Genomic DNA, 14410 nt, shown 5'->3' with positions numbered 1-14410 from the left:
GTCGCGATCGACGACGATCGACGACCCGGGTGTCGTTTCGCCGTGTGACGCTAACGTGCCCGCCGGACCTGATCGACAACACCGATAATGTTGTCAGCCACGAACATTGGCTGATACAGCATCATGTTGTGGCCGCTTCCCGTCGCGATGACGTTGAACGTGCCCAGTGCTGCACTCAGCTTGTCGTTGGCTTCGTGGATCTGGGCCAGCGTGTAACTGTCCGACGTCAACGCTTCGGGCGGCGCGAACTTGTCTGCACTGAGCACAATCGCTGGGACGTGCGGAGGATCGGGTGCATGCTGGACGGCGGCAATCGCTTCGAGCACGAGCACGGCTTCCCCGCCGGGTTCCGGCGGCTGCGCGCTGTCGCGCTCCCAGGCGCTGTTCTGTTGCGGCGTGCCCACGCCGGGCAAAAACTCAGACACCCCGTCAACCATGACGATGCCTGCCACCAGATCCGGGTGCGTCCGCGCCAGCAAGTCGAGAACGAGGCCGCCGTAGGAGTGTGCGGCGAACACGAACGGTCCCGACAGATGTGCTGCGTTGATCAGGGCGACGACGTCATCGACATCCTGCTCGACAGGATGAGGTTGCGGCCCGGGCGTGGATCGGTCGCTACCGTCCAAGCGGGTATTCGGGCGGTCGTACGCGCACACGCGCGTTGTCTTCGCGACGACCGGCTGCACCGCATCCGGACTGGGCGTCAAATGTGCTTCGAGGATGATGTCGTAGGGCGACGACCGGATCGGATCATCCCACGGCACGACATAGTTCCATGCTTCGGCGTAGCTGCCCTTACCCGGGATGATGAAAACCGTGGGCGATCCGGTGCCCTGACATTGCATGAAGAGTTGCCTGCCGCCGCCGACGTCGAACAGCCCGGCCGGCCCGCTTCCCGGGCTCGCCGCACTGCGCATGCAGCCTGCCGCCACGACGACCAGCGGGATCAGCAAAGCCAGCGATCGCCTCACCCCGCGACGGTATACCGCGACCTTCTCCAGCAGGCTGCCGTTCTGGACAGTAAGCTGCCCGCACAGGCTCGCAGCGTCCGGGGGCACGCTGTGGTCGGTTCGGGAGCGTATGTACAAAGACGTGGGCATGGCCGCGTGGGTGCGGCGGTGGTGGGCCCAACCCGACCAATACGACTGGTTGTCCGATTATCTTGAGTCGCGCCACCTGCAGCGCTTCAGCAGGATCCTGATCGCCTCCGTCGTCATCATCCTTGGGGTGGTGCCCCTCGTGATGTTGTTCAGCCCGTCGGGCCCGCAGGGTGAGGTCCACCGGACCGCCGCGGTCATCATGTCGATCCTGTCGTTCGGTGGGGCGTGCGCCTGGCTCGTCGGCTGGCCGAGCCGCCGTCAATCTGCGCTGTTCGCGGTCGGCGCCAACGCAGGTGTGACGCTGGCGTGCCTGATCGCCGGCACGCCGGCGACCGGCTTGTTGGCGTGCGCCACCTTTGCTCCCATCGCCGGCTATGTCGGCCTGTACCACTCCGGTCGACTGTTGGCGGCGACGTTGGTGAACGCGATCCTCACCACCGTGCTCGCCGGGGTGCGGATCGCCGCGGCGGGCGACACCGCGATGGCTATCGGGCATGTGCTGGGCGTGCTGATCGCCGTGCTCGCCGTGCCGTTCGGAAGTCAGTTGCTCCTGCATCTGCTGAGCCTCGACGCGAGGATGTCGAACACCGATCCGCTCACCGGGCTGCGCAACCGTCGAGGCTACGACGAGTCGGCGCTGAAACTGATCGCCGCGGCGGACCTGCCGCAGTCACAGTGGCTGGCCGTGATCCTGATCGATCTGGACGGGTTCAAGCAGATCAACGACGCCCACGGCCACGGCTACGGCGACACGGTCCTGGTCGCGGTGGCCGACAACCTGCGCCGGGCCAGCGCCATGAATTCGGTGGTGGCCCGTCTGGGCGGCGAGGAGTTCCTCATCGCCGAACTGATCGAGCCCGAGGACGCCGCGGACACCGCCGAGCGACTCCGCAGGGCCGTCGCGACCGCGCCCGGCGACGTGACCGCCAGCGTCGGAGTCGCAACGATGGCGCTGACCGATATCGACAGCGCCGCGACCGCGGCGCTCACCGAACTGGTGCACGCAGCCGATGCCGCGATGTACGACGCCAAGCGGGCGGGCGGAAACCAAACCCGTCACCGGGTCGCGACGAGTCCTACCTCGTAGCCCGATCGAGCCGGGCTGGGCAACGGTCTTGGACCCGAGTTGAACTCGAATCAGCCTGCTTTTGGTGACCACCGCAGGGAAGTGCGGCAACCACTAGTGGGGCGACGACGAAGCCCACCGATGCCGACGAGCGCGTCAGCATGAATGACGAGATCGGCCGGCCTCACCGCCGAGCATTTGCCGTGGGTGCGACGCCAAGAAGCCTCATCTTCTTGACACCGCCAGCCATCGTCACAGCGGCGTCAGAGCTCATCCTCCGGATCAGCGGCTGCAGCATCTAGCCGCAGTTCATGGGCATGGTCTTCCGCATGCATCCGAAACGGCTCTTGGAGACCGTTAGACGAGCGCGATCACCAACAGCACGACCGCGATCAACGGGAACGCCCCCTGAGTGACCGCGGCCCGCGCCTTGTCCGGCGCGGACGCCAGCAGCACTGCCGCCGCGGCGAGCATCGAACCGACACCAGCGAACACCAGAGCAGCGCCGATCCCGGTGTGCCCCAACGCGATTGCGACGATACCCACGATACTGACGATCGCCAGGAACAGGTTGTAGAAACCCTGGTTGAGCGCCATCAATTTGGTGGTCTCGGCTTCTTCGGCGGTGGTGCCGAACGTCTTACGGGTGCGCGGCGACGTCCAGGTCAGCGACTCCATCGTGAAGATGTAGACGTGCAGCAGCGCGGCAAGACCGGCGAAAACCAAGGCGGCGATGATCATCGGCGCTCCCATCACTCGAACAGGCCGGACTGACCGAGCCCGCTGGCTCGCGGTGGTGCAACCATACCGAGGTGGGTCCACGCCAGTGGCGTCGCCACCCGCCCGCGGGGAGTCCGCGCGATCATCCCGGCGCGGACCAGGAAGGGCTCGCACACCTCTTCGACCGTGGTGGCTTCCTCCCCCACCGCGACGGCCAGGGTGGACACCCCGACCGGGCCGCCGCCGAAGCTCCGGGTGAGCGCCGAGAGCACCGCGCGATCCAGCCGGTCCAAGCCGAGTTCGTCGACGTCATAAACGGCCAGCGCGGCTTTGGCGATATCGCGGGTGATCACCCCGTCGGCGCGCACCTCGGCGTAGTCGCGCACCCGGCGCAGCAGGCGGTTGGCGATGCGGGGCGTGCCCCGCGAGCGGCGGGCGATCTCGGAGCCGGCCTCGGAGCCCAGTTCGATGCCGAGGATGCCGGCCGAGCGGGCCAACACCCGTTCCAGTTCCGGCGGTTCGTAGAAGTCCATGTGCGCGGTGAACCCGAAGCGATCGCGCAGCGGGCCGGTCAGCGCACCTGAGCGGGTGGTCGCGCCGACCAGGGTGAACGGCGCCACCTCCAACGGAATCGACGTCGCCCCAGGGCCTTTCCCGACGACGACGTCGACCCGGAAATCCTCCATCGCCAGGTACAGCATCTCCTCGGCGGGCCGGGCGATGCGATGGATCTCGTCGATGAACAGCACGTCGCCCTCGACCAGGTTGGACAGCATCGCGGCGAGGTCACCGGCGCGTTCCAGAGCCGGACCGGACGTCACCCGCAACGCGGAGCCCAGCTCTGCGGCGATGATCATCGCCAGCGACGTCTTGCCCAGCCCCGGTGGCCCGGACAACAGAATGTGATCCGGTGTGCCTCCCCGGTTCTTGGCGCCCTCGAGCACCAGCTGCAGCTGCTCGCGTACCCGCGGCTGGCCGATGAACTCCCCCAGCGACCGGGGCCGCAGGCTGGCGTCGACATCTCCTTCGCCGACGGTCAGCGCCGGCGACACGTCGCGGTCGACTGCATCGCCGTCCTCGTCTTCGTCGAACCTGCTCACTTGGTCTTCCCCAGTAGCGACAACGCCGCACGCAATGCCGTGGAGGTGTTGGCTTCACTGTCGGCCGCCAGCACCTTGTCGGTGGCCTCCTCGGCCTGCTTGAGCGCAAAGCCAAGTCCGACAAGGGCTTCCACGACCGGAGTGCGCACCGCGTGCCCGGTGGCCGCGGCGATGCCCGCACCGCCGGCGACCGCGCCGATCTTGTCCCGCAATTCCAGCACCATCCGTTCGGCGCCACGCTTGCCGATACCGGGCACCCGGGTCAAGGCCGTCACGTCGCCGTCGGCCAGCGCCTGTCGAAGCGCGGTCGCGTCATAGACCGCCAGTGTCGCCAACGCGATCTTGGGGCCGACGCCGGACACCCCGAGCAGGGTCGAGAACAGGTCGCGGGCATCGGAGTCGGCGAAGCCGTACAGGGTCTGGGAGTCCTCACGGACGATCATCGCGGTGATCAGCCTGGCCTCGCTGCCGCGGCGCAGCGTCGCGAGCGTCGACGGGGTGGCCATCACCTTGTAGCCGACACCGCCGGCCTCGATCACGACGTGATCGAGCGCGATGTCGAGGACTTCGCCGCGCACCGAGGCGATCATGTGGCTGCCTTGAGCGCGCGTGCCGACTTCAGCCGGGCCTGGTAGGCCCGCTTCTGTTCGGCGGCCATCGCCTCGGCCTGCGCCATGCGGGCGATCATCGGGGCGCGCCAGCAGTGGCAGATCGCCAGGGCCAGTGCGTCGGCGGCGTCCGCCGGGGTCGGTTTCTGCTGCAACTGCAGGATGCGGGTGACCATCGTGGTGACCTGGGCCTTGTCGGCGCGGCCATTCCCGGTGACGGCCGCCTTGACCTCACTGGGGGTGTGGAAATGCACGTCGATGCCGCGGCGGGCGGCGGCCAGCGCGATCACACCGCCGGCCTGCGCGGTGCCCATCGCGGTGTTGGCGTTCTGGTTGGCGAACACCCGCTCGATCGCCACCACGTCGGGCTGATGGGTGTCCATCCAATGGTCGACGGTGTCGCTGATGGTCAGCAGCCGACGCTGCAACGGCTCGTCGGACGGCGTACGCACCACGTCGACGTCCAGCGCGATGACCTGGCGGCCACCCCGACTCTCGATCACCGAGAGTCCGCAGCGCGTCAACCCAGGGTCGACTCCCATCACCCGCACGGATCGCCTTCCGACTACGAACAGCTGTTCGATCACAGTAGCGGGCCGGGCGGACAGCACCGGTCAGGACACGCGGTGTCCCGCGCGTGGTTATGGTCGGTCCATGGACGGCCCCGACGCATTCCATCCCGACCTGTCCGGAACCGAGCCGGTGCGCAACCGGGTGCGCCACGTCCGGGCCGGCGACCTCGACGGCGGCACCGGTCAGACCGACGGCATGCAGCGCTTCGCCGCGATCAGCGGAGCGTCGGTCGGGTCGGAGAAGCTGTGGATGGGCGAGACCCACGTCGGGCCCGGCGTCGCGTCGGCCAACCATCACCACGGCGAGTCGGAAACCGCGATCTTCGTGCGCAGCGGGCACCCGCAGTTCGTCTTCCACGACGGTGTCGACGAGGTGCGGATCAGTACCGAGCCGGGCGACTACAACTTCGTGCCGCCACATCTGCCGCACCGCGAGGAGAACCCGGACCCGGATGAGCCGGCCGTCGTCGTGATCTCGCGCAGCACGCAGGAGGCGATCGTGGTCAATCTGGAGCGGCCGTATCCGCTGCAGTGACGAACTCGGTCAGCGTCCCCTCCCGCGCCGACCGGGCGATCTCCGCCACCCGTGCGCGGGAACGCTTCCAGCCCTTCACCCGCTCACGGCCGACCTCGGTCCCGTCGCGCGTGACGATGATCGTCCACGGCACGCCGACGAACTTGGCCAGCAGCCAGAACGGCCACATCACCATGAACGGCAGCACGACCAGGAAGATCAGCGCGTCGAGGGTGGCGAAGCCGGTCTCCCACGGGATCGTCTTCCACCACCAGCGACGTACCGACCAGGTGGATCCGTCAGGGTCGGTCTCCGTCAGCTGAGACATCGTCACCTCCGATTCATTGCCCGCAGCGTACGGTTCTGAACATGGCGACGGGCGGCTCCCGCACAGTACGAAGTTTCTGCCGGGTGTGCCCGTCGGTGTGCGGCATCCTCGTCGAGATCGAGGACGATCAGGTGGTGGCCGTCCACGGCGACCGGGACAATCCCTTCTCCGGCGGCTACACCTGCCCGAAGGGCCGCGCGCTGCCGCTGATCCACCACCATCCGGACCGGCTCGAGCGGCCGATGATGCGCGACGGCGGACAGCTGGCCCAAACCAGCTGGGAGGCTTGCCTCGACGACCTCGGCGCCCGGTTGCGAGACATCATCGCCGAGCACGGTCCGGCAGCGGTCGCCGTCAACTTCGGCACCGGCATCGGGATGGACACCGCCGGCTATCGCACCGCCGAGGCGCTGCACCGCGCTATCGGCACTCCCGCGAAATTCAGTCCACTGACGATCGACGGCACCGCCAAGGTCCTGGTCGCGGAGCTGATGGGCGGCTCCGCCGGCCTCACCGGGCGTCCCGACTACGAGAATGCCGAACTCGTCATCCTGATCGGCAGCAATCCTGTTGTCTCCCATGGCCATACCGTCGGCATGCCCAATCCTCGCGGGGTGTTCCGCGACCTGGCCGCGCGGGCTCAGCTCTGGGTCGTCGATCCCCGCCGTACCGAGACCGCCCGGTTGGCGACCCGCCACCTGGCCCCGCGTCCGGGCACCGATTACGCGGTGCTGGCCTTCCTGGTGCGCGAAATCCTGCGCGACGGCGCCGATCCGGACGTCGCCGTCCAGGATCTCGACCTGCTGGCCTCCGCCGTCAAACCGTTCACCCGCGAGCATGCCGCCGAACTCGCCGACGTCGACCCCACCGATCTCGACGATCTGCTGGCCGCTGTCCGCAGGGCCGGGCACATCGCGATCGACACCGGCACCGGTGTCACCATGTCGGCCAGCGCCAATGTAACGCAATGGTTTTCGTGGGCGCTGCTGATCCTGACCGGATCGATGAACACCCCGGGCGGTGAGTGGTTCCATCCCGGCTTCGGCTATCAGCTGGAGATGTTCGAGTTGCCGATCGCGCCGCCGGAGGGTAAATCGCGTCCGGGACCGCCCAGCCGCCCGGACACGAAAGCGTTCATGCGGGAATGGCCCTGCGCCACACTGCCCGACGAGATCGAGGCCGGCAACATTCGCGCGCTGCTCAACCTCGGCGGCAGCCTGCTCACCGGTTTCCCCGCCACCGATACCCTGCGCCCGGCGCTGGCCAAGCTCGAGGTGTTGGCGACCACCGAGATCCTGCCCACCGAGACGACCGAGCTGTCCACCCACGTGCTACCGACCACGGGCCAACTCGAGCGGCCGGACGTCACGCTGTGGGATTTCATGAGTCCGCGGATCTCCGCTCAGCACACCCCGGCGATGATCGCCCCGATCGGCGACCGCCGCTCGATGTGGTGGGTGCTCGCCGAGATCGGTGCCCGGCTCGGGCACGACATCGCCGACACCACGATGACCGACGAACAGATGTTGGCCACGCTCAACGGCGGCGGCCGCAGCAGCTACGACGACCTGGTCGCCACCGGTTGGGCGCAGGCCGAGCGCGAGCTGCCCGCGGCGTGGATGCAACGCCACGTCGAGCGTCTCGGCGGCTGGCGCCTGGCCCCGCAACTCCTGATCGACCAACTACAGGGGCTGCGTCACACGACGGGACCGGTGTTGGTGCCACGTCGCCAATTACGAAGAGTCAACGCGCAATTGGAGTATCTCGGGGAGCAGCCCGAGATTCTGCTGAGCCCGCAGGACGCCGCGGCGGCCGGCATCGCCGACAACCAGAAAATGGTGGCGCGCACCGAATACGGTGAAGTTACCGGGATCGCGAAACTGGACCCGTCGGTGCGCAGCGGCGTGGTGTCGGTGCCGCACGCGCACGTCGGCGCCAACGTCAACCTGCTGACGAGTAAAGACGACCTGGACCCGGCGACCGGGATGACCCGCTATTCGGGGGTGCCGGTCAGCCTGCACCCGGCCTGAGTCAGTCGTCCTCGAGCTGAGCCAGAACCTCGTCGGAAATGTCGGCGTTGGTGTAGACGTCCTGCACGTCGTCGCTGTCCTCCAGCGCATCGACGAGCTTCATGATCTTGCGGGCGCCGTCGGCGTCCAGCGGTACGGTCACCGACGCCTGGAATCCGGCGTCGGCGGAGTCGTAGTCGATACCGGCGTCCACCAGCGCGGTGCGCACCGCGACCAGATCGGTCGGCTCGGAGATCACCTCGAAGCTGTCGCCGAGGTCGTTGACCTCTTCGGCGCCGGCATCGAGGACGGCGAGCAGCACGTCGTCTTCGGACAGGCCGTTCTTCTCCAGCGTGACCACGCCCTTGCGGGAAAACAGGTAGGCCACCGAGCCGGGGTCGGCCATGTTGCCGCCGTTGCGGGTCATCGCGACCCGGACCTCGCCGGCCGCGCGGTTGCGGTTGTCGGTCAGGCACTCGATCAGCACGGCGACGCCATTGGGCCCGTAGCCCTCGTAGGTGATGTTCTGCCAGTCGGCGCCGCCGGCTTCCTCACCACCGCCACGCTTGCGGGCGCGCTCGATGTTGTCGTTGGGAACCGACGACTTCTTGGCCTTCTGGATCGCGTCGTACAGGGTGGGATTGCCAGCCGGGTCGCCGCCGCCGACGCGCGCCGCGACCTCGATGTTCTTGATGAGCTTGGCGAACATCTTGCCGCGCTTGGCGTCGATGACGGCCTTCTTGTGCTTGGTGGTTGCCCACTTGGAATGGCCGCTCATCGGGTTCTTCTCCGTACTGTCCGTTCTGCCGTAACCCGACGAGTCTACTGGCCGGTGGTTGTCACCCGATTCATCGAGTGGCGTGCCGGTAATCGAGCGTGCGGGTTGTCGGTGATGCCGCCGACGGATACCGACGAGATCGCGCACGCTCGGCGCGCTACGCCCCCAGGTCTGCGTCGACGTAGCGCTGCAGATTCGGTGCGACGGCGGCGACGATCTCGTCGTCGCTCATCGAGGCCAGCGGTTCGATCTGCCACACGTAGCGCATCATCGCCAGGCCCATGATCTGCGACGAGATCAAACCGCTGCGTTTGCGCCGGTCCGCCTCGTCGGCACCGAGTTGAGACACCCCCATCAGCTGGCCTTCGACCACCCTGCGCAGCTTCTCGCGGGTGCTCGGCTCGTGCGCGGCGGTCTGCAGCACCGCCCGCAACACCGGGCCGATCTCGTCGTCGGCCCACGCGCCCAGCATCAGCCGCAGCAGCGCGGTCCCGAGCTCTGGCACCGGCGTTGTCCAGGTCCGCGCCACGCTCTCCAGCCAGCGCTGCGGCGGATTCGTCGCGGCATCGAGCAGGCCTTCCTTGGAACCGAAATAGTGGTACACCAGCGCCGGGTCGACGTCGGCCGCCCGGGCGACCGCACGGATCGTCGTGCCCGCCGATCCGTGCTGAGCGAACTCGGCGCGCGCGGCGTCGACAATCCGGCCGGCCAGCACCCCCTTCTCGTCGCGGGGTCCCGGTGCCGTGGCTTTCTTCGCCATCCGCATCACCTCGAATGTTTCATATTGCGTTGAGACTAGTTTCATCGTAGCGTGAAACTAGTCTCAACAGGACGTGAAAAGGATTCGGATGACTTCCACCAGTGTTTCCGGCATCGAACCGGGCCAGCGCACGCTCAACGGGCCGCAGACCACCGGCCGGGACTACCGCAACCTGAGCAGGCCGGACCACCACATCACCACCGACACCAACATCGCGGTCCCGATGCGCGACGGTGTCACCCTGCTCGCCGACGTGCACCGCCCCGACGGCCCATCCGCTCAGGGGGCGCGCTTCCCCGCGCTGATCGCCGTGTCGCCCTATCCGCGCCAGATCCAGGACCTCGGTGCCCCAGCCGGTTTCATCGAAGCCGGCGCCACCGACTTTTGGGTGCCGCGCGGCTACACCCACGTCATCGCCAACCTGCGCGGCACCGGCGGATCCGGCGGAACCTTCGGATTCTTCGACGGCCAGGAGCGCCGCGACCTGTACGACCTCGTGGAATGGGTGGCGGCACAACCCTGGTGCGACGGGAACGTCGGGATGATCGGTATCAGCTATTTCGCGATGACCCAGCTGGAGGCCGCGGTCGAGCGCCCGCCGCACCTCAAGGCGATCTTCCCGGTGGCCGTCACCGCGGACCTCTACGAAGGCGCGGTGCATCACGGGCTGCTGAGCGCATCGTTCATCACGCCGTTCCTGTCGATGCTCGGACTCACCGCGGCCCGCAGCGACACGTTCTGGCGCAGCCGACCGATGGGAGCAGCACGCTGGGTGCTCAACACCCCGCGGCTGCACCACAAGTTCGCGACGATGAACGGCGAGGCGGCCGTGACGATGATGCGCGGGCTGCTCAAACTGCCGCACGACCCGCACCCGTGGGACGAGCTGTGGCTCGACGCTGCGGTCAAGCATCCCACCCGCGACGCCTGGTGGGACGAACGCAACCTGTTGCCACTGCTCGAAAAGGTAGATATCCCAGTTTATTTGGGCTGCGACTGGCAGAACGTCCCGCTACACCTGCCGTCGACGTTCACCAGTTACGCCGGGCTGACCAACAGCCCGTGCGTGCGCATCGGGATGCTCGGCGAGTACGGACTGACCTGGCCGTGGGAAAGCCTGCACATCGAAGCGCTGGCCTGGTACGACCATTGGCTCAAGGGCCGCGACACCGGCATCCTCGACGGTCCGGCCGTTCGCTATGTCCTGCCGGGCGCCGACGAGTGGCGCACGTGCGAATCCTGGCCGCCGGCAAGCACCGTCCGCGAACTGGCGCTGCGCGCCGACGGCATCCTCGACGATGACGAAGGCAGCCCCGGCGCGTGTGAGTTCATGGCGCTCGGCGGGGGGCTCGGCCGGGCCAAGCCCAGTCCGATCGATCCCCCGTCGGCGCTGACCTGGATCAGCCGGCCACTGACCGCGCCCGTCGAGGTCGTCGGCGACATCGAGTTGCGGTTGACCGCCAGCGCCACCGCCGCCGACACCGCGTGGATCGTCACGCTCTCCGACGTCTCCCCCGACGGCGAGACGGAACCGGTGACCGCAGGCTGGCTGCGGGCGAGCCTGCGCGAGGTGGACGAGACCGGCAGCCGGCCGGGTGCACCGATGCTGCCGTGCCGCCGTCCGCAGGCAGTACCCGTCGGTGACGACGTCGAGTACCGGATCCCCCTGGTGCCCAACGCCCGCCGCTTCGGCGCGGGTCACCGCATCCAGATCACGATCACCAGTGACGACCAGGATCCGGACACCCCGGCGATCATGAACTTCCGGCATGCCAGCGTCGGCACCAGCAGCCTCAACATCGTGCGGTCGTCATCGCGGTTGGTGCTGCCCATCCTCACCTGACCCGGTGCGATCATGGACGCCATGGACCAGGCAACATACGACAAGGGACGACAGATCCGCGCCGCGGTGCTCGGCGAGGAGTACGTCGCCAACGCCGAGCGGCAGGCCGACGACTTCAGCAAACCGCTGCAGGATCTGCTCACCGAGTACTGCTGGGGTGCGGTGTGGGGCCGCGAGGAACTCCCGCTCAAGACCCGCAGCATGCTCAACCTGGCGATGATCTCGGTGCTGAACCGCCCCCACGAGCTGAAAACCCATGTGCGCGGGGCACTCACCAACGGGGTCACCCGCGAGGAGATTCGCGAGATCCTGCTTCAGGTGGCGATCTACGCAGGCGCGCCCGCAGCCGTCGACGGCTTCCGGGTCGCCCGAGAGGCCTTCGCCGAACTCGACGCTCAGTGAGCCATCTCATGGACCTCGGCTTCATCGGCTTGGGCAACATGGGCCTGCCGATCGCGACCCGCCTGATCGAGGCCGGCCACCCGCTGGTGGTCTTCGACACCCGCCCGGACATCGTCGCCCAGGCGGTCGATCTGGGCGCCCAGGCCGCCTCCTCCCCCCGTGACGTCGCCGACCGCGCCGAGACCGTACTGGCGAGCCTGCCGTCGGTGCTTGCCTCCCGTGAGGTCGCGGTCGGCACGGACGGCGTGATCGAAGGACGCCGCGTCGAACGGTTCATCGACCTGTCGACCGTGGGCAGCACTGCCGCTCAACAGATCCAAACGCAGCTGGCCCAACGCGGTATCGCGATGCTCGACAGTCCGGTCAGTGGCGGTGTCGGCGGCGCCGCCAAAGGGACACTGACGCTGATGGTTTCGGGCCCGCGCGACCAGTTCGAGATCGTCGAGCCGATACTGGCCCGGCTCGGCACACCGTTCTTCGTCGACACCAAACCCGGTGCGGGCCAGACGATGAAGCTGGTGAACAACCTACTGGCCGCCACCGCGCTGGCCGCCACCTCGGAGGTGGTGGTGATGGGCGTCAAGGCCGGGCTGGACCCGTCGGTGATGATCGAGGTGATCAACGCCGGATCGGGAGCCACCAACGCCAGCCGTGACAAGTTCCCGAAGTCGATTCTGCCGCGCAGCTTCGACTACGGGTTCGCCACCGGCCTGATGGTGAAGGACGTCCGGCTCTATCTGGAGGAGGCCGAGGCGTTGGGCCTACCCACCGAGGTGGCCGCGGCCGTCGGCCGATTGTGGGAACTGGTCATGCGCGAAGAAGGGCCTGAGTCCGACTTCACCGCAGCGATCAAGCCCATCGAGGCGGCTGCGGGCGTGATTGTGGACGGACGACCCGGCGGCTAGCTACAGCGCACGCCACCAGCTGATCGGCCGTTCCGCAGCCGGGTTACTCTGCCACGCCGGGCGCCACAGACCCGCCGTCGATTTCGGGCCATGCTGTTCGAGTACTTGATGAATCCGCCGAATCACCCAATTGCGTGACATCATCACCACCTCCTACCGCCGCGCGCCGAGACACTGAGTATGGGCATCTCGCCCGGCACAGCGGGACTTCCCAGGTTGACGTCGTCTAAACGTCGCGCGACAAATTGGCTGTAGACAGAGTGGGCATGCCGTCAGGCGCGGTGGGCGACCATGTCCACAAACAGCTTGTGCACCCGCCTGTCACCGGTCATTTCAGGGTGGAAAGCAGTGGCGAGCACCCGGCCCTGCCGGACCGCCACTATGTGGTCGCCGGCGCGCGCCAGGACCTGGACGTCGGGCCCCACCCGTTCCACCCACGGCGCCCGGATGAATACCGCATGGGCGGGCCCGTCGAGACCGTCAAAGTCGATGTCACCCTCGAAAGAATCGACCTGGCGACCGAAAGCGTTGCGCCGCACCGTCATATCGATGCCGCCCAGAGGAACGGCCGCACGCCCCTCGGCGCCGGCGTCGAGGATCTCGGTGGCCAGCAGGATCATCCCCGCACACGAACCGTAGGCCGGCATCCCGTCGGCCAGCCGCGTGCGCAGCGGCTCCAGCAGTTCGAATTCGCGCAGCAGGTGACTCATCGTGGTCGACTCACCGCCCGGGATGACCAGGGCGTCGACGGCGTCGAGCTCGCTCGCGCGGCGCACGGTGGAGGCTTCGGCACCGGCCTCGCGCAGGGCAGCCAGGTGTTCGCGGGTGTCGCCTTGCAAGGCCAGCACGCCGACGCGGAGACTCATGGCCCGGCGTACCCGCGCTTGTAGCGGGTCAGCCCCTCCTGCATGACCGCCGCGACCATCTCGCCGTACTGGTTGAAGATCTTGCCCTGGGTCAGCGACCGGCCACCGCACGACGACGGCGACGACTGGTCGTAGAGCAGCCACTCGTCGGCACGGAACGGCCGCATGAACCACATCGCGTGGTCCAGCGACGCGACCATCAGGTGTTTGCGTTCCTCGACGTGGTTGACCTGCGCCGAGCCGAGCAGCGTGAGATCGCTCATGTAGGCCAGCGCGCAGATGTGCAACACCGAATCGTCGGGCAGCGGATCCTTGTGCTTGAACCACACCTGCTGCTGAGATGCCTTGCCGGGCAGCCGGGTCACCTGATCGCGCGGGACCATGCGGACGTCCCACTCCTCGAACTGGGCGAATCCCGCCTCGTCGAACACACCGCCCTTGGAGATGAAGCCGGGCAGGTCGTCAGGCGGCGGCGCGGCGGGCATCTCGTCCTGATGCTCGATGCCGCTCTGGTCGGTCTGGAACGACGCCGACATCGAGAAGATGGTCTCGCCGTGCTGGACGGCGTTGACCCGGCGGGTGACGAACGAGCCGCCGTCGCGCAGCGCCTCGACCAGATACACCGCGGGTGCGGTGGCGTCGCCCGGCCGCAGGAAGTACCCGTGCAGCGAGTGCACCTGGAACTTGGGGTCGACGGTGCGCACCGCCGACACCAGCGACTGACCGGCCACGTGACCGCCGAATGTGCGCTGGAGGAAACCGGATTCGGGACTGAACACCCGGCCGCGATAGATGTTGACCTCGAGCTGCTCCAGATCGAGGATCTCTTCGATTGCCAC

At 67.7% G+C, this 14410-nt stretch carries 16 protein-coding genes; 6 read left to right on the top strand and 10 right to left on the bottom strand.

Annotated elements, in window-relative coordinates; all coding sequences use genetic code 11:
* Positions 1-50: 50 nt before the first annotated feature.
* A complete protein-coding gene (locus tag CRM90_RS09450; protein ID WP_233209240.1) occupies positions 51-971 on the bottom strand; it encodes an alpha/beta fold hydrolase in 921 nt (306 codons plus the stop codon).
* A 127-nt stretch (positions 972-1098) separates the two neighbouring features.
* Between CRM90_RS09450 and CRM90_RS09445 the strand changes: the two genes are divergently transcribed.
* Entirely contained in the window at positions 1099-2187 is a 1089-nt protein-coding gene (locus CRM90_RS09445) for a GGDEF domain-containing protein (protein ID WP_158249002.1), read from the top strand.
* A 336-nt stretch (positions 2188-2523) separates the two neighbouring features.
* Here CRM90_RS09445 and CRM90_RS09440 read toward each other — a convergent pair whose 3' ends face one another.
* The 4 genes from CRM90_RS09440 to ruvC are packed head-to-tail and all read right to left on the bottom strand — an operon-like array spanning position 2524 to position 5145.
* The gene (locus CRM90_RS09440; protein ID WP_102806778.1) at positions 2524-2907 is read right to left on the bottom strand and encodes a DUF1304 domain-containing protein; all 384 of its coding nucleotides are present in this window, start codon (positions 2905-2907) and stop codon (positions 2524-2526) included.
* Positions 2908-2918: 11 nt separating this feature from the next.
* Positions 2919-3986: a Holliday junction branch migration DNA helicase RuvB gene (gene ruvB / locus CRM90_RS09435; protein WP_102806711.1), complete on the bottom strand. Its 1068-nt coding sequence runs from the start codon at positions 3984-3986 to the stop codon at positions 2919-2921.
* On the bottom strand, positions 3983-4576 hold the full coding sequence (gene ruvA, locus CRM90_RS09430) for a Holliday junction branch migration protein RuvA (RefSeq protein ID WP_102806710.1): 594 nt from the start codon (positions 4574-4576) through the stop codon (positions 3983-3985). Before ruvA ends, ruvB begins: the two co-directional genes overlap by 4 nt.
* Positions 4573-5145: a crossover junction endodeoxyribonuclease RuvC gene (gene ruvC / locus CRM90_RS09425; protein WP_102806777.1), complete on the bottom strand. Its 573-nt coding sequence runs from the start codon at positions 5143-5145 to the stop codon at positions 4573-4575. Before ruvC ends, ruvA begins: the two co-directional genes overlap by 4 nt.
* Before the next feature lie 103 nt (positions 5146-5248).
* On the opposite strand from ruvC, the gene CRM90_RS09420 reads away from it, so the two are divergent.
* Positions 5249-5701, top strand: coding sequence for a cupin domain-containing protein (locus CRM90_RS09420; RefSeq protein ID WP_102806709.1), 453 nt, complete (start codon positions 5249-5251; stop codon positions 5699-5701).
* On the opposite strand, the gene CRM90_RS09415 is transcribed toward CRM90_RS09420, so the two are convergent.
* Entirely contained in the window at positions 5670-6008 is a 339-nt protein-coding gene (locus CRM90_RS09415; RefSeq protein ID WP_102806776.1) for a hypothetical protein, read from the bottom strand. The genes CRM90_RS09420 and CRM90_RS09415 overlap by 32 nt on opposite strands.
* A 41-nt stretch (positions 6009-6049) precedes the next feature.
* On the opposite strand from CRM90_RS09415, the gene CRM90_RS09410 reads away from it, so the two are divergent.
* Positions 6050-8038, top strand: coding sequence for a molybdopterin-containing oxidoreductase family protein (locus CRM90_RS09410; protein ID WP_102806708.1), 1989 nt, complete (start codon positions 6050-6052; stop codon positions 8036-8038).
* 1 nt (position 8039) lies between these two features.
* Here CRM90_RS09410 and CRM90_RS09405 read toward each other — a convergent pair whose 3' ends face one another.
* Together CRM90_RS09405 and CRM90_RS09400 are read right to left on the bottom strand one after the other, a co-directional pair.
* The gene (locus CRM90_RS09405; RefSeq protein ID WP_102806707.1) at positions 8040-8795 is read right to left on the bottom strand and encodes a YebC/PmpR family DNA-binding transcriptional regulator; all 756 of its coding nucleotides are present in this window, start codon (positions 8793-8795) and stop codon (positions 8040-8042) included.
* Positions 8796-8952: 157 nt separating this feature from the next.
* Positions 8953-9555 carry a TetR/AcrR family transcriptional regulator gene (locus CRM90_RS09400; protein ID WP_199189829.1) on the bottom strand — a complete coding sequence of 201 codons (603 nt, stop codon included), beginning with the start codon at positions 9553-9555 and terminating at the stop codon, positions 8953-8955.
* 88 nt (positions 9556-9643) lie between these two features.
* On the opposite strand from CRM90_RS09400, the gene CRM90_RS09395 reads away from it, so the two are divergent.
* From CRM90_RS09395 to CRM90_RS09385, 3 genes are read left to right on the top strand one after another with little or no spacing between them, the layout of a single operon-like run.
* Positions 9644-11398, top strand: a complete 1755-nt coding sequence (locus CRM90_RS09395; RefSeq protein WP_102806706.1) for a CocE/NonD family hydrolase — start codon at positions 9644-9646, stop codon at positions 11396-11398.
* A gap of 21 nt (positions 11399-11419) precedes the next feature.
* The gene (locus CRM90_RS09390) at positions 11420-11800 is read left to right on the top strand and encodes a carboxymuconolactone decarboxylase family protein (protein WP_036345540.1); all 381 of its coding nucleotides are present in this window, start codon (positions 11420-11422) and stop codon (positions 11798-11800) included.
* Between the two features lie 8 nt (positions 11801-11808).
* Complete coding sequence (locus CRM90_RS09385) at positions 11809-12705, top strand: NAD(P)-dependent oxidoreductase (protein ID WP_102806705.1); 897 nt, start codon at positions 11809-11811, stop codon at positions 12703-12705.
* A 272-nt stretch (positions 12706-12977) separates the two neighbouring features.
* Here the strand turns inward: CRM90_RS09385 and pdxT are convergent, their stop codons facing one another.
* Both pdxT and tesB read right to left on the bottom strand, forming a co-directional pair.
* Positions 12978-13571, bottom strand: a complete 594-nt coding sequence (gene pdxT / locus CRM90_RS09380) for a pyridoxal 5'-phosphate synthase glutaminase subunit PdxT (protein ID WP_102806704.1) — start codon at positions 13569-13571, stop codon at positions 12978-12980.
* Positions 13568-14410: an acyl-CoA thioesterase II gene (gene tesB, locus CRM90_RS09375; protein ID WP_036338322.1), complete on the bottom strand. Its 843-nt coding sequence runs from the start codon at positions 14408-14410 to the stop codon at positions 13568-13570. The genes pdxT and tesB overlap by 4 nt, the downstream gene beginning before the upstream one ends.

It is taken from the genome of Mycobacterium sp. ENV421 (assembly GCF_002887815.1).
GTDB lineage: Bacteria > Actinomycetota > Actinomycetes > Mycobacteriales > Mycobacteriaceae > Mycobacterium.
This window is presented reverse-complemented; position numbering and strand designations above follow the sequence as displayed.